The sequence below is a fragment of the Blastococcus sp. SYSU DS0669 genome (assembly GCF_054050895.1).
On the sequence record NZ_JBJHAE010000011.1, the window covers coordinates 95,092 to 116,115 of the forward strand.

Sequence of the window (21,024 nt, forward strand, 5' to 3'; positions counted from 1 at the left end):
TTCCTGGCTGTGCGGGGAGGGTCAGAAACCGAGGTAGGCGTGCCGGAGGTCCTCGTCGGCCATCAGCGTGCGGGCGGAGTCGGTGACGACCACCTTGCCGAGGTTGAGGACGACGCCGACATCGGCCACCGACAGGGCGCTGCGGGCGTTCTGCTCGACGAGCAGCACCGAGAGCCCTTCGGAGTCGACCAGCTGGCGGAGCAGCCCGAAGATCTGGGCGACGATCCGCGGGGCCAGGCCCAGCGAGGGCTCGTCGAGCAGGAGGATGCGGGGCTTGGCCAGCAGCGCGCGGCCGATGACCAGCATCTGCCGCTCACCGCCGGAGAGCGTGTGCGCGGCGTTGTTCCGGCGCTCGGCGATGCGCGGGAAGAGGTCGTAGACGCGGTCGAACTCGCTCTTGTCGACCTTGCCGCGGAACAGGGAGCCGACGCGGAGGTTCTCGTCCACGGTCAGCTCGGCGATGACGCCGCGGCCCTCGGGGACGTGCGCCATGCCCTTGGCGACCATCGACTCGACCGGCGCCTTGGTGATGTCCTCGCCGTCGAGGACGACCCGGCCGGAGACGGGGCGGACCAGGCCGCTGATGGTGCGCAGCAGGGTGGTCTTGCCGGCGCCGTTCGCACCGAGGACGGCGGTGATCCGCCCGGTCTCGGCGGCCAGGCTGACGCCGTCCAGGGCGCGGACCGGGCCGTAGGCGGAGGTGAGGGCCTCGACCTCGAGCAGGCGGGTGGCGGTGCCGGTGCCGCCGGTGGCCGACAGGGCGGTGCTGCCGTGGGTCTCAGGCATGGGGGCGTCCTCCCTCGGCGTGGGTGAGCTCGGCGGCGTCGGCCTCGGCGTCGACCGCGTCACCGAGGTAGGCCTCGGTGACGGCGGGGTCGGCCTGGACCTCGGCCGGGGTGCCGGCGGCGATCTGCTTGCCCGAGTCGAGCACGGTGATCCGGTCGCAGACCCGCATGACCAGGTCCATGTGGTGCTCGACCAGGAGCACGCTCATCCGGCCGACCAGGGAGCGGATCAGCTCGCCGAGCTCGTTCATCTCGTCCTCGGACAGACCGCTGGCGGGCTCGTCGAGCAGCAGGAGCTCCGGCTCCGAGACCAGGGCCCGCGCCAGCGCGACCCGCTTCTGCACCGGGTACGGCAGCGAGCCGGGGTAGCGGCCGGCGTACTCGACGGCGTTGAGCTCGGCCAGCGCGCGGGTGGCCCGCTCGCGCAGCAGCCGCTCGTCCTTGTCCGACGTCGGCAGGGCGAAGAGTGCCGAGGCGAAACCGGCCCGGGCGTGGCGGTGGGCCCCGACCATGACGTTCTCCAGCACCGTCATGCCGGGGAACAGGCCGACGCCCTGCAGGGTGCGGGCGATGCCGAGCGAGGTGAGCTTGCTGGGCTTGAGCCGCCGCATCTCCTCGCCGCGCCAGACGATGCGGCCCGAGGTGGGGCGCACGAGGCCGCAGGCGACGTTGAACAGGGTGGTCTTGCCGGCGCCGTTGGGGCCGATGAGTCCGTGCACCTGCCCGGGCTCGACGGTCACGGAGACGTCGGTGAGGGCGAGCACGCCGCCGAAGGCGACGTTGATCCCGGTCATCTCGAGCCGTGCGGTGGGCGTCATTTCCTGTGTTCGGTGGCTGCCGGTCGGCTGCGCCAAGGGGCCCACTGCTCCTCTGCATCGGTGCGGCACCACCCGGACATGGGTGGTGACGGTCGGGTCGCGAGTACGTCCCGCTGAGCCTGCCCGGCCGTGTCACCCGTCACAATGGGCGCACCGCACAGCGATCACAAGAACGTGTTGTGCTGTGAGTCGTCCCGTTGCCACGTCGATATCGGAGCCCCTGGACGAGCCCGTCGAGGGCGGCCGATCCCGGCCTCGATTGGGTCACGACTGGCCCCCGCGGCGCGTGTCGCCCTGCGCCCGCCCGCACAATGGGCGCGGCGCACAGTCGCGTGCGCGCCCGGTTGTGCTGTCAGCGGTGCGTCAGGAGGGGGTGAGCGCGTGCAGCCGTTCCGCCCGGAGGTGGCGACGAGGCTCGCGGAGCTGGCGCCCCGCCTGCTGGAGCAGCTCGACGCGATGACCGATCGCATGGTCGACGTCCTCGTCCGCACCGAACCCGCCTACCGGCAGCTCGTCGAGGAGTCCGAGGAGGACCTGCGGCACTCCACCCGGTCGAACCTGGAGGGCGGGCTGCACTCCCTGATGGCTGCGGCGTCGGGCACCGGGACCCCGCACCTGGCCTCGGCCCGGGCGGTGGGCCGGCGGCGGGCCGCCCAGGGCTTTCCGCTGGAGGCGGTGCTCCGGGCCTACCGGTTGGGCGGCCAGGTCACCTGGGAGACGCTGCTGGCGGTCTCCCGCGATGGCACCGCGCATCACGACACCCTCCTGCTCGAGGTCGCCGGGTCGGTCTGGCGGACCAACGACGCCGAGTGCGCCGCCCTGGCCGAGGGCTACCGGACAGAGCAGCGGCGCCTCGAGGGCGTCGACGAGCGGGCGCGCCAGCAGGCGATCGACGGGCTGCTCGACGGCCGGGGCAGCGACCCGGCGTTCGTGCGCACCGCCACGGAGGTCCTGGGCGTACCGCTGGACGGCCGGCTCATGGCGGTCGTGGCGCTGCCGGGGCCCGAGGGTGTTCCGGCGCTGCGGTCCCCGGGGGAGGCGCTGCTCAAGCGCGGCGTGCGCTCGGTCTGGGGTGTGCGCGGTGACGCGCAGGTGGGGCTGGTCGGTCTCGGCGGCACCCGCCCCGCCGACCTGCTGGCGCTGCTGCGCGGAACGGCGCACGGCCCGGTGGGGGTGTCCGACGTCGTGGAGGGTGCGCCCGCGGTGGGCACCGCGTACCGGCTGGCCGAGACCGCGGTCCGCACGCTGCCGGCGGGGGTGAGCCGCGTGGTGAGCATCGACGACCGGCTCCCCGAGGCGCTGCTGAGCAACTCGCCCGAGATCAGGTCCCGGCTGGTGGGCCAGTCCCTCGGCGGGTTGCTGGAGCTGCCCGGGGACGAGCGCGCGGTGCTGCTGGACACGCTCGCGGCGTTCCTCGCCAGCGACGGCTCGCCGACGCGGGCCGCGGACGCCCTGTACTGCCACCGGAACACCGTGATGCACCGGCTGCGGCGGATCGAGTCGGTGACGGGCCGGAAGGTGACCGACCCGCGGTCGCGGCTGCTCTGGCAGCTGGCGCTGCTGAGCACCGAGCACGGCGAGCCGGCACTCCGCTCCGCGTAGCAGCCGCCGCCGGAGGTGGGCGGCGGACACCGCGGCCCCGGCGCACCCCCACCCGAACGACCGACCGCAGCTGGTCCCGTGGGGACCGGCGCAGTCGGCCTGTGCTGAGCGGCGCCTCGATCGCCCGCGGTGGAGGGAGCAAGGGACGGGGGACCACCTGCGGGCAGTCGCCCTCTGCCCACTCCGGCGGGGCAGAGCGCGACCTCGGGCAGCGCCCGGTCCCGGCTCGCGGCCCACCCGGCGCGAGCGGCTCGGCGGTGGAGGAAGGGGCTCCCTACTGGAGGTAGCTCTCGACCTGCTGCTCGGGGCGCACCTGTGCCTCGTCGGGGTCCTCGTCGTACTGCCGCTTGGCGCGGCGCTGCCGCAGCAGGTCCCAGCACTGGTCGAGGTCGGCCTCGATCTTGCCCATGCGGGCCCGCGTCTCGTCGGTGTGCTCGCTGCTCTCGCGCAGCGAGTGCTCCTCGTCCACGAGGGCGTGGATGCGCTTCAAGATGTCCTGCTCGTCCATGACCGGGTCGGTGCCCGGGGAGGCGGGCGCGAAACGGGATCCGCGTGCCCCGGGGCGCTCAGCCCTGCCCCGGGATCCAGCCCTCCACGAAGGCGGCCAGCCGGCGGTGCACCGCGCCGCCGGCGCGGCCGAGGGCCAGCAGCGCGGCGCGGTCCAGCGGAACCCGGACGGTGCGCCGGTCGGCCGCCCGGGTGGTGACGGCGTGACCTGCGGCGACCAGTTCGGGCCACGGGCGCGACAGCTGCCCGCGAACCCGCTCCAGCGCCGCGGACGTGGGGGCGGCGTTGCCCTCCACCATCGCGGTCACGAACGCCGGGTCGCTGCCGATGACCCTCGTGCCGTCGCGGAAACTCCCCGCGGCGAGCGCGAGCGCCAGGGGGCCGGCCTCGGCCGCCGCGGCGGCCAGGGCGGCGGCGAGCAGGTGCGGAACGTGGCTGATCGCCGCCACGGCGTCGTCGTGCTCGGCGGCGGTGACCGGTACGACCTCGGCGCCGACGGCCAGCGCCACCTCGGCGACGCGCAGCCACCGCGGCAGCTCGGTGCCCGGCTCCAGGCAGAGGGCCCAGCGGGCCCCGGCGAACAGCGCCGGGTCCGTCGCCCCGTGGCCGGACCGCTCCGTGCCGCACATGGGGTGCCCGCCGACGAAGCGCCGGCCGAGTGCGGGGCCCAGCGCGTCGAGCACCGGCACCTTCACCGAGCCCAGGTCGGTCACCGTGGCGTCGGGGTCGACCACCAGCCCGTCCAGCGCGGTCGCCATCGCCGGCAGCGGTACGGCCAGGACGACGACGCCGGAGAGCTCGCGGGTGATCCGCACCCCGCGCGCGGCCGCGGCGTCCCGGGCCGCCGGGTCGACGTCCCAGCCGGAGACCGGGCGCCCGGTGGCGGCCAGCGCGGCGGCCAGCGACCCGCCCAGCTGGCCGAGCCCGACCACGCCGACCGGGGGAGCGGGCATGGTCGGGACCGGGAAGGACGGCGCCCCGCCGGTGGGGACGGCCCCGGGGCGGGCGGTATCGGCCATGATCAGAGGCTATGACGACGATCCATCCGCTCCGGCCACCCCACGCGCCGTGACGCCCCGGTCGTTCCTGCTCACCCCCGAGCTCGCCGACTACGTCCGCGCCTCGTCCGACGCCGTGGACGAGGTGATGGCCGACCTGATCCGGGAGACCGCGGAGATGGCCGCGCGGGGCGAGGCCCCGGCCACCCTGCAGATCGCCCCGGAGCAGGGCGTGCTGATGCGGCTGCTCACCGCGGCCCTCGGCGTCCGGACGGCGATCGAGATCGGCACGTTCACCGGCTTCTCCGCGCTCTGCATCGCCCGGGCGTTGCCGGCGGACGGCTCGCTGCTGTGCCTGGACAACAACGAGGAGTGGACGGCGGTGGCGCGGCGGTACTGGGCGCGGGCCGGGGTCGCCGACCGGGTCGAGCTGCGCCTGGGGGACGCCCTGCCGACGCTGCGCTCGCTGCCGGCCGAGGAGGCCTTCGACCTGGCGTTCGTCGACGCCGACAAGACCGGCTACGCCGCCTACGTCGAGGAGCTGCACCCACGCCTGCGGGGCGACGGTGTGGTGCTGCTGGACAACACGCTCCGGTCGGGTCGGGTGCTCGACCCCGCGGACGAGTCCGACCGCGCGGTGGCGGAGCTCAACGCCGCGCTCGCCGCCGACCCGCGCTGGGAGACGGCCCTGCTGCCGCTCGCCGACGGGCTGACCCTGCTGCGCAAGCGATGAGCGCGGGCACCGGGGAGGGGCCGGCCAGCTACGCGGTCCGGGTGAGCCGGGCCGATTCCCGCTGGCGGGTGGAGCTGCTGGCCGCCGACGCCGGCGACGAGCTGCCGGTGCTGGAGCGGGCGCTCGGGGATCCGGGCACCGCGGGCTGGCCCCCGCCGTTCGTGCTCGTCGTCGACTCGCGGCTGTACTTCGTCGCGCTGCGGCACGGCCCCGGCGGCATGGTGCGGGCGCTGATCTCCGACGCGACGATGCTGGAGTGGGTGCTCGCCGCCGAGGTGGTCGAGCGGTACGGCATCGGCGTCGACACCGACGGCGCCTTCGACGACGACGAGACCGGCTGGCCCGGCGGCGACCTGGACCTCTTCGCCGACGACGGGCTTCCGGCCGAGGAGCTGCGACCGATCGTGACCGCTGACGACCTGTGGGCCGACGAGATGGTCGCCCGGATCGCCGCCCGCCTGGGGTTCGCCGACGAGCTGGCCGCGGCGGTGACCCCGTGACCGTCACCGCGGTGGTCTTCGACCTCGGCGGCGTGCTCACCGAGAGCCCGATGACCGCCTTCGCCGCGTACGAGCGGGAAGCGGGGCTGCCCGAGGGGCTGATCCGGCAGCTCAACTCGACCGACCCCGACACCAACGCGTGGGCGCGGTACGAGCGCAACGAGCTCGACGTCGCCGGGTTCTCCGCCGCCTTCGAGGCCGAGGCCGCGGCGCTGGGGCACCGGGTCGAGGCCGCGCGGGTGCTCGCCGCCCTGCAGGGGGAGCTGCGTCCCGCGATGGTCGCGGCGGTGCGCCGGCTGCGCGAGGCCGGGCTGCCCCTGGCACTGCTGTCGAACAACGTCGCGCCGATGGAGCGCACCGGCCGGCTGGGCGACCTGCTCGGCCTGTTCGACGCGATCGTCGAGTCGTCGGTCGAGGGTGTCCGCAAGCCCGAGCCGGAGATCTACCGGAGGGCGCTGGACCGGCTCTCCGAGGCGGTCGGGCGCCGCGTGGAGGCGGCCGACTGCGCCTACCTCGACGACCTGGGCATCAACCTCAAGCCCGCCCGCGCCCTCGGCTTCTCGACGATCAAGGTGGTCGACCCCGCCGTCGCGCTGGCCGAGCTCTCCGAGCTCGTCGGCTTCCCGCTGGACGGCCCCGCGACCATGGCGCCGTGACCACGCACGGGGCCGTTCGAGTGGTTCCCGCGCCATGATCGCGGGGGAGGAGCTCGACGCGGCGATGGGGCGGGCGCTGGAGCTCGCGGCCGCCGCGGAGGAGTGGGGGGACACCCCGATCGGCGCCGTCGTCCTCGGGCCGGACGGGGCGGTCCTCGCCGAGGCGGCGAACGAGCGGGAGAAGCTCGGCGACCCGACCGCCCACGCGGAGGTGCTCGCCCTGCGCGCGGCGGCGCGGGCGCACGGCGACGGCTGGCGGCTGGCGGGCTGCACGCTGGTGGTCACGCTGGAGCCGTGCACGATGTGCGCCGGCGCCAGCGTGCTGTCGCGGGTCGCGCGGGTGGTCTACGGGGCCGACGACCCGAAGGCGGGGGCGGCCGGATCCCTGTGGGACGTGGTCCGCGACCGCAGGCTCAACCACCGGCCCGAGGTCACCGGCGGGGTGCGGGCCGAGGAGTGCGGCGCGCTGCTACGTGCCTTCTTCCGCCGTCAGCGGGGCCTGTAGTCTCTTCGGCGGTGGCGTGTCCGAGCGGCCGAAGGAGCACGCCTCGAAAGCGTGTGAGGTGCAAGCCTCCGTGGGTTCAAATCCCACCGCCACCGCCAGGGGGCTTCGACAGAAAGAAGCCCGAACGATCGACAGAAAGGCCGGCTCCTTCCGGAGCCGGCCTTTCTCGTCCCGGGCACCTAGCGTGGCGGGCTCTGCGTCCCCGCCTCCCGCGGCGGACCGGCCCGGGAGGAGCGGTCCCGTACCCTCGTGTGGCGCCAACCAGGACCGGAACGGGGGAGTCGCGTGGACCTCTGGATGGAGTACGGGTTCCGCCAGAACCCGTACGCGACCACGCCGGTGCCGCCGACCGAGGAGGGCGAGAAGCTGCTGGTCGGCCGGACCAGGGAGCTGCGTCAGCTCATGCTCCGCGTGGCGAACACCGACACCCACCCGACCGTCGAGGGCGACAACGGTGTCGGGAAGACCAGCCTGGCGGCCGTCGCGGGCTACCGGATGCTGGAGTCCTGGAAGCGCCGTGAGACCACGCAGCTGCTGATCCCGCTCCGTGACCCCCTGCAGCTCGCGCCGAACGACAGCCAGCAGACCTTCGAGCGGCAGGTCATTCTGCGGGTGCTGCAGGCCTTCATCGACAACAAGGACATGCTCGAGTACGCCGACCGCCGGCTGCCCGACCTCGGCGCCGTGCGGCGCTGGCTCTCGGCGCCCGAGTACCGGGAGGGCCAGGGCGGGGTCGCCGGGTTCACCCTCGGAGGGGCTCGCTCACCGAACGAGTCCACCGGCTTCAACGAGCAGGGCGTCTACGAGCTAGTCCGGAGCTGGCTGCGCGGCGCCTTCCCCGACGCCAGGAGCGGCGGCTTCGTCTGCGTCCTCGACAACCTGGAGCTCCTGGAGACGAGCGTGAAGGCGCGGCAGCTGCTGGAGGCCGTGCGCGACACGGTGTTCCGGATGCCCGGACTGCGCTGGATCCTCTGCGGAGCGCGCGGGATCGTGCGGAGCACCGTCTCGTCGCAGAGGCTCCAGGGCGTTCTGACCGAGCCCATCGAGCTCAGCCCCCTGCCCTCCGGCCTGATGCCCTCGCTGATCCAGGCGCGCATCGACGCCTACGCGGTGCGCCGGGGCGCCAACCCGCCGGTCGACGGCACCGGCTTCGACCGGATCTACCGGGTCATGAACGGCAACCTGCGCAACACCCTGAAGCTGTGCCAGGACTTCGCCGTCTGGTTGCTGGAGGAGGGGGAGCTCCCGGTCGAGCCGGAAGAGAAGCTCGCGCTCCTGGAGGCCTGGCTCAAGGGCCAGGCCGAGAAGCAGCAGGAGGCCGCACGAAGCCTGACCCCGGTGGCCTGGCGGGTGTTCGACAAGCTGATCGAGCTGGGCGGTGAGTCCAGTCCCAGCGACTTCACGCTCTTCGGGTACGACTCGTCTCAAGCGCTGCGACCGCACGTGCGCAACCTGGAGCAGGCCAACCTGGTGGACAGCAGCATCGACGAGTCGGACCGGCGTCGAAGGACCACGGTCGTCACCTCTGCCGGGTGGCTGGTGCACTACTCGCGGTCGGGGTTCGCCGAGCCGCGGATCACCGCCTAGCGCACGGGATCCTCCCCCCGACCGGCGGCTTCGGGCGTGCATGAGCGCCGGCGCCAGCAGCCGCCCCGCCCCGGCCGGTTTCCCCGTGCGAGACGACACACCACCGCTCCGCGTTCGTCTCGTCGGCACCGGCCCTGATACTGCCCCTGTGCCATCAGCCCCGATCAGTTCCCGTGAGCCGGCGACGGTCAGGGAATCGGCAGCGGATGGACCGGCGACCGTCGCCGCCCCTGGCCCTACCGGCGCCGCGGCGACCGCCGGCCTGGCACGGGCCGACGGGGCACCGCCCAGGGTCCGCAGAGATCCGCTGCACCGGGTCACGTTGTCCAGCCCGCTCCGCTACCCCGGGGCGAAGCGGCAACTGGTGCCGTTCTTCGCCGATCTGCTGCGCGCGCAGCCGGAGCCCATCGAGACCTTCGTCGAGCCGTTCGCCGGCGGCGCGTCGGTGAGCCTGCACCTCGCCGCCGCAGGCCTGGTCGAGCGGGTGGTGCTCGGCGAGCGTGACGACCTGCTCTACAGCTTCTGGAAGGTGGCCTGCGACAACACGGCCTGGTTGATCGACGCGGTCGAGCAGGTCCCGGTGACCCTGGAGACGTGGGACCGGTTCAAGGCGAACCCGGGAACTCGGCAGAAGGACAAGGCGCTCGCTGCGCTGTTCCTCAACCGCACGAGCTTCAGCGGGATCTTGCATCGCAGGTCCGGGCCCATCGGCGGCCGCGCCCAGACCGGACCGAACCCGATCGACTGCCGTTTCACGAAGCCGACCATCATCCGGCGGCTGAAGGCGGTCGGTGCGCTCGCGAAGTCCGGCCGCATCGCCGCCGTGCGCCGCGGAAGCTACGAGAAGACGATCGCCTGGGCGACCGCCCGGTACGGGCGCGAGAACACGCTCGTGTACCTCGACCCGCCGTTCTGGGACAAGGCCGCGACGCTGTACCGCCGGTCCTTCGTGAACAAGGACCACCTCAAGCTGTGCGACTACCTCGTCGACTCGCCGGACACGTGGTTGCTCTCGTACGACGCACACCCGGCGGTCGAGCAGCTGTACCGCTCAGCCTTCACCCCGCTGCCTCCGCTCGCGCTGTCGTCCGCGGCGGGAGCTCGTGTGACGCGCGGAACAGGTTCTGTCGGTACCGGTGCCTACGGTGCCCGCGTCCACCTGATCGACCTGCGCTACAACGCCCACAGCAGCCGCCGGGGCACCCAGGAGCTGGTCGTCACGAACCTCCCCGTCGCCCCCGACGGGTACCTGAGAGGAACCCGAACTCGATGACCATGCCGATCGGATCCGCGCGGGCCCAGGCGGAAGCGAGTCCCCTCAACGACCTGCTCGACGGGGTCGACGTCGGCCGCATCTTCGACATCGACTTCCGCGGCGCCACCGTCGTCACCAACGACGCCTGGAAGCGGGCGGCCGGCGGCATCCCCGAGTTCTGCTTCCTGCTCGCGACCGTCCGGCAGGCCGGGGTGCCGGCCGGTGATGATGACGACGACGAGGTCCTGCTCCTGCGCGTCGAGGGCACCGCGCCGATCCCGCGCCAGACCGAGCTCACCGAGATCCGCGAGGCGGCGGCTCGCCACGAGGCCGTCTGGGGCGACGCCGCGCCGGACCCCGCAGCCGTGACTCTCGAGTCGTCCGCGGTGCCGATCGACAACCTCACCCGGGACCGGATGCAGTACAGCGGCCTGCGGTGCCGCATCCTGGGCACCTTCTACGCCGACGTCACCGGAAACGGCGTCGAGTACCTCGCCTTCGGCAGTGACCTGGACAACCTCTACGCCGCCACGTCCTACCGCGTGTTCAAGCCCTCCGCGGCGGCCCTGGAGATCATCGCCTCTTACCCGTCGGTCACCGAAGCGGAGGCGGAGAGGAGTTCCGCCCCGCAGTTGCTGCCGATCGGCCACGTCCGGTACGCGAGCACCCGCCGGCGCGCGAAGCTGCGCCACGAGCACGAGGTGCCGGTCGCCGTCCGCGTGGGCGACTTCATCGAGCAGAAGACCGCCATCTTCGGCATGACGCGCACCGGGAAGTCCAACACCGTGAAGACCCTGACCACGGCGGTGTTCCGGCATGCGAGCGAGAACGGGGAGCGCATCGGACAACTGTTGTTCGACCCACAGGGCGAGTACGCCAACGTCAACCAGCAGGACGGCACCGCTCTGGCCGACCTGGGTGCCGAGTACGTCAGCATCTACCGCTACGGCCTGCGGGCCGGTGAGTCCGGCCGGGCGCTGCAGCTAAACTTCTTCGACCCGGAGATGCTCGAGCCGGCCCGGCAGCTCATCGCGGATGTCCTCCTCGCCGGCGCGACCAACGTCCGGTACATCACCCGCTTCGTCAGCGCCGAGCTGGCCGACCCCGACCAGGGCGACTACGCGAACGAGCGAGAGTTCGACAGCGCCAAGCAGCACATCTACCGCGCGCGCATGTTCTTCTACGCGCTGCTGGCTAAGGCCGGTTTCGCCGTCCCGCGGGGCTTCTCCTTCGACCTGAAGATGAAGGCGCCCATCGCCGAACGCATCGTCGCCGACACCGGGGCCCGCATCATCTCGAGCACGCAGGTGAAGGGCCTGGTCCGCATTCCAACGAGCCAGGATCTCATCAAGGTCTGCCAGTGGCTGGTGGAGCACAAGGACGAGGGCTCCTCTGCCCAGGACGGCACGATCGCGTACTGGCTGCGGGCCGAGGCCACCCAGGCGGTCATGGGTGTGTTCGAGTCGGGCACCAACCGGGCCGGCATCGCCCGAATGCGCGAGGTCGCACCGTTCCACAACCCGAACGCCCGGGGCAACTTCGCCATCGACATCTACGACGAGCTCGTCGAGGGCAAGATCATCATCGTTGAGCTGTCCCGGGGTACGCAGTCGGTGCTCCAGGCGATTTCGGAGCGGATCATCCTTCACGTGCTCGACCGTGGGGGTGAGGCGTTCCGACGCAACGAGGCGCCCCCGAAGATGCAGATCGTCATCGAGGAGGCCCACACCCTCTTCGAGAAGTCGAAGTTCAACAGCCAGGACCGGGACCCGTACGTGCTGCTCGCGCGGACCGCGAGCAAGCTCAAGATCGGCCTCATGTACGCCACCCAGGAGGTGCGCTCCGTGGCCGACGAGGTCCTGAGCAACACCTACAACTGGATCGTCGCGCACCTCAACAGCAAGCACGAGGTCAACGAGCTGTCGAAGTACTACGACTTCGAGTCCTTCGGCGACGCCATCCGGGGGAGCGAGGACCGCGGCTTTATCCGGCTGAAGACGATGAGCGGCCGGTACATCGTCCCGGTGCAGATCGCCAAGTTCGATGCGGCCATGATCGACGCCGCCCGTACCACGGCCGAGGCCGCGCAGGTGGTCCCGGCCGGGCTGCCCTCCGGCGACGCGCTGGGCCCCGCAGCGCCGGTGCACCGCGACGACCTGTTCGGCGGCGACCTCGACGGCTGGCGGTAGACCGACGTGTCGTACGACACCCCCTCCGGCGGGCAGGAGCGCGCCGACCGCCTGAACATGCGTGGGCTGGTCGCCGATCCGGCCGTCACCGCTGCGCTGCGCGGCATGAACATGCCCGACCGCGCCGCCTCGCGCGAGGCCATCGAGGACGACGTCATCGGCCTGCGCACGACCGGCGCCGAACTGCCGGACAGGGGCCGGTCCACAACACGGGCCGTTGCTGTGGACGGCAGCCCGGCCGAGGTCGAGGTGCTCCCAGACTTCCCCGCGGCCCGCGTCGGCTACCTGCAGGTCGCCGTCGCGCACGTCGATCTCCGCCGGATGCTCGCGCCACCGGCCGACCGGTTCGTGGACCCCCGCGAGATCGGCCGGGCCTCGGTGGGGTACGTGCTGAAGAACGTCATTCCCACCTCGGTGATCAACTACCGGGACGGGCAGGACCAGAAGTCGGCCTTCCGGGAAGCCGTGGACACGACCTTCCGGGTCCCGCGCATGGGGGACAGCGAGAACGACCTCGCCTCACTGCTGGACGTGCTGCGTCATGTCTGGACCGGCACGCCCGACAGGCCGGCCCCGGAGCTGTCGGTGCCGAAGTGCCCGTCCTGCGATCTCCGTGGCCCGCACATGGTCGGCGTCGATCCCCTGCCCTGCCCGGGCTGCCGGAAGCCGATCTACCCGATCGACGTCCTGCAGTTGCACAACGAGGTGGCGCTCGAGGGCAGCAACCTGCTCGCCCTGGGCCGACTCATGGGCGTCGTCGAGGTGCTCGTCTTCCTGTGGTTCGTCCGGTGCTTCGCCGGGGGCACCGAGTACCAGCACACGGCCTTCGTCCTCGACGGGCCGCTGTCGGTGAACGGCGAGGCCGCTGACCTGAAGCGGCACGCGGAGAGGTTCCTGCAGGCGGTGCACGCCTCTGTGGTGCGCAAGGGCTGGGTGAGCCCTCCGATCCTCGGCCTGCAGAAGACCGGCCCGCTCGTCGACCACGCCCGGCAGCTGGCGACCCTCGGTCTGCTGCCGCCCGGCACCCTGCTCTCGCTGCCCGATGGGTACTTGCGACGCTGGGTCGTCCCGGGACCGGCCAGCGCCTACGGCAAGGACACCGACTTCGGCCGTCGGTTCGTGTACCGCACCGGCGACGGGCGGGTTCACGTCCTCTCCGCGCCGCGGCTCTCGGGCGGCACCGTGACCGACGACCGCGGCGTGGTGGACCTGTCGGCCTACCCCACCCTCCGGTCGACCCTGGACTTCCTGGACGCGGTCGGGACGCGCCTCTACCAGGACGCCGTCATCCCGGTGGCCCTGGCCCACAACTACGCCAGCCTGCCGGTCGGCATTGGCAGCGAGGTGCTGCGCACGCACGCGCAGTTGGCCCTCGGGATCCGGCCCTCGGCGATGCCACCGGAGCCGCCCCGCTGGCCGCCTCGCTGACGCTCTGGCGGCCGGCACGACCGCGCGTGGGGCCCGGCCAGCACCCGGGCCCTCGGTCGCCGTGTGTGGTCAGCAGATCACCGGGGTGTCGTTTGGACATGCCGGGCGCCCCGGTGGCCGCGAGGGGCTTCTGCGCGGCGATGCGTTCGAGGGTCTCGTGCCGCAGCCCGATGTGCACACCCCGGCGGGCCGGCGTCGGGCAGGCGACGCTGTGGCGCGCTCAATGGGGAGCTGTGGCCGCGCGTGGACACCTTGATGTGGGTCTCGCGGGCCGCGCGCATCTCCATCGGCGTGCTGTAGCCGCGGCCTCGCTCGATCACGCAACGGCTTGTTGCGTGATCGTCCCGCAGCCTGTGGGACGAGTTCCCCAACGGGCTGGGAACTCGCCCTCCTCCGACGCCGGGCGAGCCGCAGTTGTCCAGCGGCCCGTTGGACGACTGGCCAAGCCCGCACGGCACGCTACGGGACCTCCGACACCCCCTCCGCGGCCAGCCGGTCGCGTGCTCCGGCGGCCCGCTGGCGGGCCTCCTGGGCCCGCGTGCGCTCTGCCGCGGCCCGCGCCGTCAGGTCCGCCGCGCGCTCCGGCTCTGCTTCGGCGGTGGCCGCCTCGTCCAGCTGCGCGGCGAGCTCCTCGTGCAGGTGCGCGGCCCGTTCGTGGACGGCGATCGCGTCGTGTTCGCGGGCCACAGCGTGCTCGAAGGCCTGGCGCGCACGGTCCGCACTGCCTTCGGCTGCGGGCATGTCCACATCATCCCGAACCGCGCCGCGCGCGGGGACGGTGGACCTGTTGGGGCGGGTCGGCGGCTGCTTGGCTGGCGGGTGTGGGCGAGCCGTCAACGTGGCGCCGGCATCCGGTACTCGGAGCGACCGAGGTCGCGCAGATGCCGGCCATCCACGCCATCGTGGTCATCGCTGACGCCTACGGCGGGCACACCGACACCTGGGACGTCGACGACTCCGGGGCCGATCAGGTGTGCTGCCCGGCCTGCGGCTGGCGGCAGGTGCTCGTCGCGGGTGGGCCATCGGTTCACGAGGTCAGCGACGCGCACCTGCTCGACGTCGCGGTGCCGGTGCTGCTCGCCGCCGGTGACCTCGCCGCGGTCGACGTGCCGGCGTTCCGCTGCCGGGCGCCGGGCTACCACGGCAGCCTCGAGGCGCTGCTGGCCGAGCTCGCCGGCCGCGCGACCGTGCAGCAGCCCGCTGCACAACCGGCGACCGGGCTAGGAGTCACGAGCCGGCGCTCCCGGGGCCCAGCGCGCCACGCGCGGTAGCGACCGGGCCGACTCCCGCACTGAGCCCTACCGCGGGGCCAGGTGCGGTACGCCGTGTTCGTCCCAGCGGAGCTCCACCTCGACCGCTTGTGGAACGAGGTCGTCGGTGATGCCTCGCCCGATGCCCAGCACCGCGACGTGCGTCGGCCGGCTCGGGGCCTCCCTTCTGGTCACGCCGAGGACGAGCCGACCGTCAACGTCCGCCAGACCTTCGGCGAACACGGTTGCGAGCCAGGCCGTCTCCAACTGCACGTTCGCCTCCAGCCCCTCCGGACCGAACACGCCGTCGACGGCCACACCAACCAGGCGGCTGGGCTCCGCCTCCCACGTCAAGTCCCCGTCTTCGTCCGCTCGCACGGTGGTCCACGAAGAGGGGACCCCCAACCAGATCCGGAGACTCACGACCGGTTCTTCTGATGCGGGAAGCCCTTCACGCGCCTCCCGGTAGAGGCGAAGCAGATCGCGCCGGGCACGGTCGCCAGCTACCTGGCGGGCTGCTGAGTTCTCGGAAGGCCGAAGCAGCAACGACTCGTACAGCTGTCGAGGGTGACGCTGCGCGTAGCCGTGCAGGTCCCGCTCGATTCGGGGGTGTAGAGGCGGCAGGCGGTGATCAACAGCACCGCCGGCGCGGACGACATGGGGTCGACCCAGGACATCGTCACGGGGGACGGTCACCTGGTCCGAGAAGCGCCACCCGCGGCCGCCGGCGACACGCAACCTTCCCGGCTCGAAGTGATGACCGTCGTCTCGCCGTCTTGATCTAGCCCTGCGGCGTGTTTCGAGGAACCGATTGCGGACTGCCGTGACGCGCTTGAATGTCACATTCGTCGTCTGGTCGTTGGGGCCCAGCTGCATCAGTTCGGCGTGGTCGTCCGCGGTCATCCACGATTCGCCGTGCACCACACGCTGCATGGACGTGTACGGCAGTTCGAAGCGGTCGCACCCCCGTTCAAGGGTCAGGCCGGCGTCCTTCAAGCCGGTCAGGACGCCCCAGGCGAAGCCGTCCTGGGTGGCTGCTGCCAGCAGGTCGGACAGGAGGTCGTCCAGCCGCTCTTTCGCGCGCTTGGAGCGTGGCGAGGCAAGGCGCGAGATCTCGTCCGCGGGCAGTGCCCAGGAGGCCTGGTTCCTTCTCTGCCCGAACCGTTGCGGCTGCGCCAGGTACGCGTCCGGGCGGCCGGCAATGCGGATACCTCGTAGGACGAGCTGTCCTCTGGCCTGCAGCCGTCGGGGACGCCGTCTGTGGCGCCCCCGACGGGACGCGAACCCGGCACCGGCAACCATCCCGCTTATTTCCCCCTGTTCATCGTGCCGCTGCGCGATGAACGGATCGGTTGGTGGGTCGGTTGGGCGCGCGTCGGGGTCGGCATGTCACCACGTCAGAACCCCGGCGAACGCCCGAGACCCACTCCGGGCCGCGACGGCGCAGACCCGCGTCGATCCGAGATCGCCAAGCGGGATCGGTTTGCCAGCTACACCCCGAGTTGCCTCAGCGGACGCGAGTGGCTCCTTGCCCGGCAGGGGGTGGAAGAGGCCGTCTTCAAGGCGAATCCCGTCAGTTCGGAGTCGGTCAAGGGCTTCGCCTCCTACCTGTGCCAGTTCCTCCGGCGATCCACCGACTGGGACCGCACCAGGCCGCCGGATCTGCGCGCGCTGCTGACCGACGAGGCCATCAAAGCTCACTGCGAGCAGTTGGCGCGGGAGGGCAAGTCCGTGTCGACTCGCGCCACCCGCGGGGCCTGCCTGCGAAGGATGATGCGCGGACTTGCGGGACGGCCGCCGGAGCACAGCCGGGAGGTCGACGCCCATCGGCCGCCGGCGAAGAAGCCCGTCGACCTGTGGCCCGTGGCCGCGGTTATGGCCTCCTGCCTGGCGCCGGGGGAGGCCGGCAGGCGGGCCGCAGCGGCGGTTGCGCTGCAGCTCGGCATCCCGCTTCCCGGGGTGGTTGCCGGCCAGGTGATCGTCGCAGACGTCAACGCGGCCGCCGGCGTGGTCCGGGTCGGTGACCGCGCCGTCGCCGTGCTGACCGACGCGGTCCCCCTGCTGCGGCGAGCCGTCGAGGGCTTGGCCCGGCACGAACCGCTGCTGCCGGACGTCGGGGACCGTTTGGACGACGAGGTGGCCCTCTCTGCGTGGCTCCTCGCGCACCAGCGCGCGTACACCCCGCTGTCCGTGGTCGGCGCGGCGGTGACGCCGTTCCGGCCGCTGATCGGGATCCGACTGGACGCATTGCTGCCGTTGCTGCCCGAGTCACCCGTCCTCGCGGCGAATGCCATCAGGCGGGGCCGCAGCACCGTCGCCGCCGAGTCGGCTGACGTCGTCAGGGCGCTACGGGACGTGCCCGCGTCGGCGGCTCCGGAGGCGCTGTCGATGCTCACTCCCGGCACACCCACGACCCCCGCCGCGGGCACGATGCCGCAGCGGCTGAGCCGAGCCGCTCTGCTGCGCGCCGCGAAGGCCGCTCACCAGCAGCAGCAGGCGGCCGCGGACCCGCTCCTGCTGGCCACCCCCTTGACCGAGCTCCAGGGCTGGCGGCAGCTGTCCCCAGACGTGAAGGGCGCCATCGCCGACTACACGCCCAAGCACGTCGACGCCGGGCTGTGGCGACAGGTAGAAGACCTCGCGCGCAGGATCATGATCGCCGCAGCACCCAAGACGCCCAGCAAGGCGAAGGTCCTCGGCAGCCACCTCGCCCACTACCTGACGTGGACGGCGTCGCAGTTCGGTGGCGACCCGCTCTCCCTCGCTGAACTCGTCCTGGACGAGGTCACGTTCCGGCAGTACGAGCATGAGGGGCAGCAGGACGCGCGGCCGGGAACCCGTGCCACTCGCCGGTCGGAGATCCGACCCGCCCTCGTCGCCGCCCGCCCCGGCCCCGCTCCCGCCAAGCTGCCCTACCGGCCGGTGCGGCCGCCGTACACGCGGGCCGAGCAGGCCCAGCATGTGAGGCTGGCGCGCAACCAGCCGACCCGGGGACGCCGCCGTGCCCTGTCGGCAGTAGTCGCGCTGGGCTACGGCGGCGGCCTCGACGGCCACGACCTGCGCTGGGTCCGCGGCTGCGACGTCTTCGTACGGAAGCTGCCCGACGGCACTGATGCCACCTGCGTGCGGGTGCGTGGTGCACGGCCGCGCACCGTCGTGATCCGCGCCGAGTACGCCCCCCTGCTGCACGAGGCCGTCCAGCTGCACCTGGCCGAACGGCGCGGCAAGACCGGCCTTCTGCTCGGTCAGAAGCCGACGCGCAGCAACGTCAGCACCGTCGCCTTCGAGAACGCCGTCACCGCCGACGGCAGCGAGGTCGCCATTGAGGTGGCTCGGCTGCGTACCACCTGGCTGGCGGCGCTGCTGTCCGCCCCGGTGCCCCTCGCGGTGCTGCTGCAGGCCGCCGGTCTGCGCTCCGCGCGGCCGCTGGTCGACCTGCTGCCGTACGCCCCCCTGCCCGACGACGACACCGCCACCCGGCTGCTTCAGGCGCAGCCGGGCGCTCTCATCCAGCTCGTAGGAGGTACTCGATGATCCGCAACAGCGAAGTCCGACGCGCTCGCCAGTGGGCTCGTCGCGCCGATGTCAGCCAGGACCTGGCGAACGTGCTCAGCCCTGACGGACGGGGCACACCGAGTCGCTTGTCCGTGGAGACGGCGCTGACCGGAACGCTGCTCGCCTGCTGGCACGCGCCGGCGATGACCTACGAGAACATCCACCGCGTCCTGACCCAGCGGATCAGCGTGGAGATGCAGCGGGAACTCGGCGTCCGCTACCGCGACAAGCACGGCACCGAGCGCACGATCACACGTCGTCCGATCGAGAACATGTTCAACCAGATCGGCGACCGGCTCGGCTTCCTGCCGGGGTCACACCCGGACCTGGAGGAAGGTCTCCGTCTGCAGCGCGGGCAGCTTCTGCAGTCGGTGATCGACCGCCTGGTCGACGCCTCCAAGCCCATCGACCTGGCCCCCACCGGCGACTATGCCCTGGACGCCACCGGCCTGTGGTCCTGGGCTCGCTCCGGCGACGACAGCCTCGACCGGGACGCCCAGTGGGGGTACAAGACGGCCAAGAACGGCGAGAAGGAGATGTTCTTCGGCTACGACCTCTACGCGTTCGCGCGCGTGCAGAAGGTCGGCGATACCGCCCCCTATCCCCACGTCGTCGAGCGCTGCGTCCTCTGGCCCGCGTCCAGCGACGAGCCGGACAGCACCCTGCCGCTCATCAAGTGCATGCTGGCCGAGGGCTACCCGATCAACACGTTGATCGTCGACCGCGCCTGGTCCTACAAGCTGCCCGAGCGGTGGGCATTCCCCATCCGCGAGCTGGGCATCGAGCAGGTCGTCGATCTGCACAAGAACGACCACGGCGTCCGCGACTACAACGGCATGCGCGTCGTCGCCGGTTCGCCGCACTGCCCGTGTCTGCCTGACGAACTGGTCGACATCACCCGGCCGCAGCACCTCAAGCTCCCCGACGGAACGGACCTCGACACCCTGCCCTCTGCGGATGACGACAAGCCGGAATCCGAGACCGAGCGACAGACACGCGAGTTCGTCACCCGGATCGAGGCGCGCCGCGCGTACGCCTGCCGCCGTGTCGCCGGCCCCGACCGCAAGGGCAAGGAGCGGTACGAGTGCCCGGCCGCCGCAGGGCAGGTGCGCTGCCCGCTCAAGGACCTGAGCATGCACCTGCCCGCAGGTCAGGTACCCACCATCGAGAACCCGCCGGACCCGGACGGCGCGCCGCAGATCTGCACGCAGCGCACCGTCACCCTGCCCGGATCCGTCACACCGAAGGTCCGGCAGCGGTACTACTGGGGAAGCGTGGAGTGGATCCGGTCCTTCGCCCGCCGCACCCACATCGAGGGCGTGTTCGGGAACCTCAAGAACCGCAACACAGAGAACGTGACCCGCGGGTGGATCCAGGTTGCTGGCCACGCTCGCACCGCACTGATGCTGGCCATCGTGACCGCTGCGTACAACCTGCGTGTGGCCCGCAAGTGGAACGCCGAAGCCGGCAGCAGCAAGGACCCGCTGCTGCAGCCCGACCCCGAGTTCTACGGCTGGCGCGAGATCGACTTCAGCCACTTCGACGAGTACCTGGACGACGGCACCGAGGCCGCGTAGCTCCGTGCAGCAAGGAGCGCCCCCGACCCCTCATGGTCGGGGGCGCTTCTTGCTGCACGAGCGTTGTCCGCTGGGCGAATGTCGCAGCGAGCTGCGCCGGCACTGATGGTCGTGCGGATCGCCCGCCGCGGCCCGGAAGGGTCGCCATCGTTGGAGGTGCCGGAATGTCCGTGCTCCCCTTCCTGTCCGTCGCCGACCGCCACGAGCCGTGGCCCTCGCACCGGATCGCCATGCTGTCGGACCGGGCCATGCTGTCCCGGGCCGCAGAGATCCTCGGGCTGCCCACCGGACGGCTGCCTCTCCCGCTGTCTTGGGGGCCCGGCCCGCAGCAGTTCGCCGCGCTGCGCGCTGCAGCGGAGCTGCTGCTGGCGCGCCTCGAGCGGATCCCCGGAGCCTGCGAGCAGTGCGACAGGACCGACCGCTCGCTCGACTGCGCGCGCGAACTCGGCAGGCTCGAGGCCCGGCTGTCCAACCTGGCCCATGAGGCGCGGCTCATCTTGAGCTGGCTGAGGGACTGAGCACCGGCCGGGGCACCGCGCGGGTTGTCATCTGGCAGTGCGCGCCCAGGGGTGATGCGGACGGGGTCCGGCCCCGTCCGCGTCACCCGGCACCGACGAGACGGGTGCCGAGGACGCCGATCGGCACGGAGCACACGATGCCTTCCAATCCACCTGACCCGGGCTCGCAGAAGCCCGAACCGCTGTACGACTACCTGCGGCGGCGCCTCCTGGCCCAACGCGAACGGCTCTCGGTCGCCGCCATCGAGCACACCGCTCACGACCTGCCGGGCGGTGACCTCCTCTGGCAGGCGGTTCACGACACAGAGGAGGCACTACGCAAGTCCTACCCGCGCCTCTGGGAGCGGCATCAGGACGAGTGGGTCACCACTGACGCAGCCCGGCTCCACTCCGTGGAGAACCCCGCCCCCGACGTCTGCCGGATCTGTCGGGAGCGGTCGGGGCCGGTCGAGGAAATGCGACCGGCGTCGTAGCTCATGATCGAACAGAAGGGGCCGGCCCTCACGAGCCGGCCCCTTCTGCATGTGTGCGGTGCGCCGCTGGAGCTTCGGCGAGCCACGG

General features: G+C 72.2%; 20 protein-coding genes and 1 tRNA gene. 15 read left to right on the forward strand and 6 right to left on the reverse strand.

Annotated elements, in window-relative coordinates:
- Positions 1–21: 21 nt before the first annotated feature.
- Positions 22–786, reverse strand: coding sequence for an ABC transporter ATP-binding protein (locus tag ACI792_RS12910; protein WP_456580154.1), 765 nt, complete (start codon positions 784–786; stop codon positions 22–24).
- Positions 779–1,603: an ABC transporter ATP-binding protein gene (locus tag ACI792_RS12915; protein WP_456580155.1), complete on the reverse strand. Its 825-nt coding sequence runs from the start codon at positions 1,601–1,603 to the stop codon at positions 779–781. The genes ACI792_RS12910 and ACI792_RS12915 overlap by 8 nt, the downstream gene beginning before the upstream one ends.
- Positions 1,604–1,984: 381 nt before the next feature.
- Between ACI792_RS12915 and ACI792_RS12920 the strand changes: the two genes are divergently transcribed.
- Positions 1,985–3,205, forward strand: coding sequence for a PucR family transcriptional regulator (locus ACI792_RS12920; protein WP_456602936.1), 1,221 nt, complete (start codon positions 1,985–1,987; stop codon positions 3,203–3,205).
- A 274-nt stretch (positions 3,206–3,479) separates the two neighbouring features.
- Here ACI792_RS12920 and ACI792_RS12925 read toward each other — a convergent pair whose 3' ends face one another.
- On the reverse strand, positions 3,480–3,713 hold the full coding sequence (locus ACI792_RS12925; protein ID WP_456580157.1) for a DUF2630 family protein: 234 nt from the start codon (positions 3,711–3,713) through the stop codon (positions 3,480–3,482).
- 58 nt (positions 3,714–3,771) lie between these two features.
- Positions 3,772–4,731 carry a prephenate dehydrogenase gene (locus ACI792_RS12930; protein WP_456602937.1) on the reverse strand — a complete coding sequence of 320 codons (960 nt, stop codon included), beginning with the start codon at positions 4,729–4,731 and terminating at the stop codon, positions 3,772–3,774.
- 49 nt (positions 4,732–4,780) lie between these two features.
- On the opposite strand from ACI792_RS12930, the gene ACI792_RS12935 reads away from it, so the two are divergent.
- From ACI792_RS12935 to ACI792_RS12975, 9 genes are all read left to right on the forward strand, one after another.
- Positions 4,781–5,443 carry an O-methyltransferase gene (locus ACI792_RS12935; protein ID WP_456602938.1) on the forward strand — a complete coding sequence of 221 codons (663 nt, stop codon included), beginning with the start codon at positions 4,781–4,783 and terminating at the stop codon, positions 5,441–5,443.
- Complete coding sequence (locus ACI792_RS12940) at positions 5,440–5,943, forward strand: tRNA adenosine deaminase-associated protein (RefSeq protein WP_456602939.1); 504 nt, start codon at positions 5,440–5,442, stop codon at positions 5,941–5,943. Before ACI792_RS12935 ends, ACI792_RS12940 begins: the two co-directional genes overlap by 4 nt.
- Complete coding sequence (locus tag ACI792_RS12945) at positions 5,940–6,599, forward strand: HAD-IA family hydrolase (protein WP_456602940.1); 660 nt, start codon at positions 5,940–5,942, stop codon at positions 6,597–6,599. Before ACI792_RS12940 ends, ACI792_RS12945 begins: the two co-directional genes overlap by 4 nt.
- Positions 6,600–6,633: 34 nt before the next feature.
- Positions 6,634–7,104, forward strand: a complete 471-nt coding sequence (locus tag ACI792_RS12950) for a nucleoside deaminase (protein ID WP_456602941.1) — start codon at positions 6,634–6,636, stop codon at positions 7,102–7,104.
- A gap of 10 nt (positions 7,105–7,114) precedes the next feature.
- Positions 7,115–7,202: transfer RNA gene (locus ACI792_RS12955), tRNA-Ser, on the forward strand.
- A 187-nt stretch (positions 7,203–7,389) separates the two neighbouring features.
- Positions 7,390–8,691, forward strand: a complete 1,302-nt coding sequence (locus ACI792_RS12960) for a hypothetical protein (RefSeq protein ID WP_456602942.1) — start codon at positions 7,390–7,392, stop codon at positions 8,689–8,691.
- A 322-nt stretch (positions 8,692–9,013) separates the two neighbouring features.
- Positions 9,014–9,964: a DNA adenine methylase gene (locus ACI792_RS12965; protein WP_456602943.1), complete on the forward strand. Its 951-nt coding sequence runs from the start codon at positions 9,014–9,016 to the stop codon at positions 9,962–9,964.
- Positions 9,961–12,135, forward strand: a complete 2,175-nt coding sequence (locus ACI792_RS12970) for a helicase HerA domain-containing protein (RefSeq protein ID WP_456602944.1) — start codon at positions 9,961–9,963, stop codon at positions 12,133–12,135. Before ACI792_RS12965 ends, ACI792_RS12970 begins: the two co-directional genes overlap by 4 nt.
- A gap of 6 nt (positions 12,136–12,141) precedes the next feature.
- Positions 12,142–13,563, forward strand: coding sequence for a hypothetical protein (locus ACI792_RS12975; protein WP_456602945.1), 1,422 nt, complete (start codon positions 12,142–12,144; stop codon positions 13,561–13,563).
- A gap of 459 nt (positions 13,564–14,022) precedes the next feature.
- Here the strand turns inward: ACI792_RS12975 and ACI792_RS12980 are convergent, their stop codons facing one another.
- Positions 14,023–14,304, reverse strand: coding sequence for a hypothetical protein (locus ACI792_RS12980; RefSeq protein WP_456602946.1), 282 nt, complete (start codon positions 14,302–14,304; stop codon positions 14,023–14,025).
- Positions 14,305–14,444: 140 nt separating this feature from the next.
- Between ACI792_RS12980 and ACI792_RS12985 the strand changes: the two genes are divergently transcribed.
- The gene (locus ACI792_RS12985; protein WP_456602947.1) at positions 14,445–14,834 is read left to right on the forward strand and encodes a hypothetical protein; all 390 of its coding nucleotides are present in this window, start codon (positions 14,445–14,447) and stop codon (positions 14,832–14,834) included.
- 27 nt (positions 14,835–14,861) lie between these two features.
- Here the strand turns inward: ACI792_RS12985 and ACI792_RS12990 are convergent, their stop codons facing one another.
- Positions 14,862–16,115 (reverse strand): hypothetical protein, encoded by a 1,254-nt coding sequence (locus ACI792_RS12990; protein ID WP_456602948.1) that lies wholly within the window; start codon positions 16,113–16,115, stop codon positions 14,862–14,864.
- On the opposite strand from ACI792_RS12990, the gene ACI792_RS12995 reads away from it, so the two are divergent.
- From ACI792_RS12995 to ACI792_RS13010, 4 genes are all read left to right on the forward strand, one after another.
- On the forward strand, positions 16,074–18,347 hold the full coding sequence (locus ACI792_RS12995) for a hypothetical protein (protein WP_456602949.1): 2,274 nt from the start codon (positions 16,074–16,076) through the stop codon (positions 18,345–18,347). The two genes, ACI792_RS12990 and ACI792_RS12995, sit on opposite strands and share 42 nt — an antisense overlap.
- On the forward strand, positions 18,344–19,945 hold the full coding sequence (locus ACI792_RS13000) for a hypothetical protein (protein ID WP_456602950.1): 1,602 nt from the start codon (positions 18,344–18,346) through the stop codon (positions 19,943–19,945). Before ACI792_RS12995 ends, ACI792_RS13000 begins: the two co-directional genes overlap by 4 nt.
- 164 nt (positions 19,946–20,109) lie before the next feature.
- On the forward strand, positions 20,110–20,463 hold the full coding sequence (locus ACI792_RS13005) for a hypothetical protein (RefSeq protein ID WP_456602951.1): 354 nt from the start codon (positions 20,110–20,112) through the stop codon (positions 20,461–20,463).
- A 137-nt stretch (positions 20,464–20,600) separates the two neighbouring features.
- Positions 20,601–20,936, forward strand: coding sequence for a hypothetical protein (locus ACI792_RS13010; RefSeq protein ID WP_456602952.1), 336 nt, complete (start codon positions 20,601–20,603; stop codon positions 20,934–20,936).
- The last annotated feature ends 88 nt before the right edge of the window (positions 20,937–21,024 follow it).

Bases quoted from the DNA above. Each gene is read 5' to 3' on its own strand.
- ACI792_RS12910 (WP_456580154.1), bottom strand. From the start codon at position 786: ATGCCTGAGACCCACGGCAGCACCGCCCTGTCGGCCACCGGCGGCACC.
- ACI792_RS12915 (WP_456580155.1), bottom strand. From the start codon at position 1,603: ATGACGCCCACCGCACGGCTCGAGATGACCGGGATCAACGTCGCCTTC.
- ACI792_RS12925 (WP_456580157.1), bottom strand. From the start codon at position 3,713: ATGGACGAGCAGGACATCTTGAAGCGCATCCACGCCCTCGTGGACGAG.
- ACI792_RS12930 (WP_456602937.1), bottom strand. From the start codon at position 4,731: ATGGCCGATACCGCCCGCCCCGGGGCCGTCCCCACCGGCGGGGCGCCG.
- ACI792_RS12940 (WP_456602939.1), top strand. From the start codon at position 5,440: ATGAGCGCGGGCACCGGGGAGGGGCCGGCCAGCTACGCGGTCCGGGTG.
- ACI792_RS12950 (WP_456602941.1), top strand. From the start codon at position 6,634: ATGATCGCGGGGGAGGAGCTCGACGCGGCGATGGGGCGGGCGCTGGAG.
- ACI792_RS12970 (WP_456602944.1), top strand. From the start codon at position 9,961: ATGACCATGCCGATCGGATCCGCGCGGGCCCAGGCGGAAGCGAGTCCC.
- ACI792_RS12980 (WP_456602946.1), bottom strand. From the start codon at position 14,304: ATGCCCGCAGCCGAAGGCAGTGCGGACCGTGCGCGCCAGGCCTTCGAG.
- ACI792_RS12985 (WP_456602947.1), top strand. From the start codon at position 14,445: ATGCCGGCCATCCACGCCATCGTGGTCATCGCTGACGCCTACGGCGGG.
- ACI792_RS12990 (WP_456602948.1), bottom strand. From the start codon at position 16,115: ATGGTTGCCGGTGCCGGGTTCGCGTCCCGTCGGGGGCGCCACAGACGG.
- ACI792_RS13000 (WP_456602950.1), top strand. From the start codon at position 18,344: ATGATCCGCAACAGCGAAGTCCGACGCGCTCGCCAGTGGGCTCGTCGC.
- ACI792_RS13005 (WP_456602951.1), top strand. From the start codon at position 20,110: ATGTCCGTGCTCCCCTTCCTGTCCGTCGCCGACCGCCACGAGCCGTGG.
- ACI792_RS13010 (WP_456602952.1), top strand. From the start codon at position 20,601: ATGCCTTCCAATCCACCTGACCCGGGCTCGCAGAAGCCCGAACCGCTG.